Annotated in this window: 1 protein-coding gene and 2 pseudogenes; all 3 read right to left on the bottom strand. The window is 38.6% G+C overall.

Translation table 11 applies throughout. The features are described 5' to 3' along the window. Window positions 1-478, bottom strand: a pseudogene (locus tag F6K49_RS40785) (NTPase); the annotation flags it as partial. Continuing rightward, window positions 444-629, bottom strand: coding sequence for a hypothetical protein (locus F6K49_RS40780; RefSeq protein ID WP_293106640.1), 186 nt, complete (start codon window positions 627-629; stop codon window positions 444-446). The pseudogene F6K49_RS40785 and the gene F6K49_RS40780, both read right to left, overlap by 35 nt. Window positions 630-945: 316 nt before the next feature. Next, window positions 946-2052, bottom strand: a pseudogene (locus F6K49_RS40775) (alkene reductase). Window positions 2053-2532: the final 480 nt, after the last annotated feature.

Genomic DNA, 2532 nt, shown 5'->3' with positions numbered 1-2532 from the left:
GCCGTAACTTATCCGATTGCTTAATGATAGTTTGTACTTGCTTGAGATATTGTCTACCAATATACTTCCAACGAAATTCTTCCGGTAATGGTAATAACTTCAGCTCAACCCAAGTCTTGGCTAATGTATCGGTATCTATTTGTTTACAGCCATAGTTAAACCCACTTCCCAGGATAGCTTTAATTGCTTGGTTATTAATATACTGCTTGAGGGGTTTAGTATATTGTTTTACCTCTTGTTTAGATAGGTCAGCAATTTTTAATTCCTTTTCCACTAAAGCTACAAAGGCTTTTAAAGCTTTAACCAAGAGTTTTTTATGGGTATCTTGATCCGATAGTCCGGTATACTCTTTAATAGATTCTTTAAAAAAATCTTTAGTGTAGTCTTCTAGAGCCTCTTTTGCCAACGGACTAATTACTTCCTTGGCAAGATAACCACCGGCACTAGAAAGTCCCCAAAGTGCTAACCAATCCAGCATGATATTGGTAGTTGTTTTTTGGTTTATCTATTATTATAGAGCAAGTCTCATAGCTAGGAGGTACACAATTTCTGTTAGGGAACAGGGAACAGGGAACAGGGAACAGGGAACAGGGGACAGCCTGCCCCGTAATGAACCACTGTTCGGTCAAAAAATTGTAAACCCTAAAGGCATTTAGGGTTAAGATTTCAGGCTAGATCGCACGTAAGCATTCAGCCGTCAGCCGTGAGCTTTTAGCTCACGCTACGCGAACAGCCGTCAGCTAAAAGCTCACGCTACTTGAGGTGATTAAAATAAACCTAGAACGAGAAAATTAATAGTTCCAGATTAATGAGAATTGAAAGTCTGGGGAAAAGTCCATAACTCGTGGTACAGGCTTCGAGCCTGGGATGCATTAGCTGATAGCTGTTCGCGTAGCGTGCGCGTAGCGCTTAAGCTGATAGCTGAATGCTTACGTAAGAGCCTCGCTAGTTTTCCGTCTTATAAGTAGGAAAGTCAGTATAACCTTCTTTACCTGGAGAATACCAAAGTTTCACATCTGGAATAGGATTGAGGGGCCAATTATTAGCGAAGCGAGCAACTAAATCTGGATTACTCAGAATAGGTCTTCCGAAAGCAATTAAATCCGCCACACCTTCTTGAATTGCAGCTTCGGCTGTTTCTTGAGTATAGCCGCAATTACCAATAATTGGACCATCAAAAACGTTTTTAAACTCAGCCAAAGTCATCGGTTATCCTAATTCATGAAATCCAAAAGCCAATCCATATATTAGATGGATATAAGCTAACCCATAACTGTTTAACTCTTTAGCTACATAAAGAAATGTTTCACGATAATCCACAGATACCATATCATTAAATAAACCATTAGGAGACAAACGAACCCCCACTCTATTGACTGGAAAAACAGTTATTACAGCTTCGATTACTTCTTTGAGGAAACGATATCTATTTTCAATACTACCACCATAGTTATCTATTCTTTGGTTGGTTTTAGATTGCAGAAAATAGTCCAGTAAATAACCATTAGCTGAATGAATTTCTACCCCATCAAAACCTGCCTTTTTGGCATTTTCAGCCGCTTTTTTATACTCTTCTACTATTTGGGGTATTTCTTCAGTTTCCAGGGCTCGTGGGGTTTCGTGAGGCTGTTTTCCCTGAGGGGTATGAACATATTCTTCGTTAATTTTAATGGCTGAAGGAGCAACAGCTAGCTTACCATCATGGAAACTACTATGAGAAGCCCTACCACAGTGCCAAAGCTGCAAAAATAATGGCGTATTTTTAGAGTGTACACCACTAACAACTTTTTTCCACCCTTCAGTTTGTTCCAGAGTATAAATACCAGGAGCATTTACCCAACCGTTAGCTTGAGGGGAAATAAAAGTACCTTCAGTGATAATTAGACCTACTCCAGTTCTTTGAGTATAATATTCCACCATTAAATCATTGGGAATACCCAGATTAACTGCTCTACCTCTAGTTAAAGGAGGCATTACTACTCGGTTTTTTAAAGATAAATCACCTAATTCAAAAGGGCTTAGTAGTTTGGACAAAGAGAGTGGATCTGTCATTTATTGTACCCCTGAACTGCAATTTAATTAAATAGTATACCACTAAAATGCAATTTAATAAAATCTATTTTCCAAGATACAATACAGGAGTTTACAATTACTGTTAGGTACTTTCTTTATAGGTTTTTAGGGAGCAGGGAGTAGGGAGCAAGAAACAGGAAACAGGCAAGATGTCCATTCCACAAAACTATTAAAATCATTCCGTTATTAAGCAATGACGCCCTCTGAGCTTCTCCCTGCTGGCTAAAACCCAAGAATTTGCTGTATCTATTTCATACTTCACATCAGCAACACGTTTTAATCCTATGGAAGCTAAAATAGGGAGCATGTCACTTATGCAGAACATTTGTACGCTTATCTGGGTAATAGGTAATAGGTAATAGGTAATGGGGAATAGGTAATAGGTAATAGGTAATAGGTAATAGGGGGAGCATGTGACTTATGAATATTTGTACATTATCTATAGCCCCCTGATGGGTT

This window comes from Moorena sp. SIO3I6 (assembly GCF_010672095.1).
Note: the sequence above shows the minus strand (reverse complement) of the source record. Positions and strands in the feature narration are given on the sequence as shown.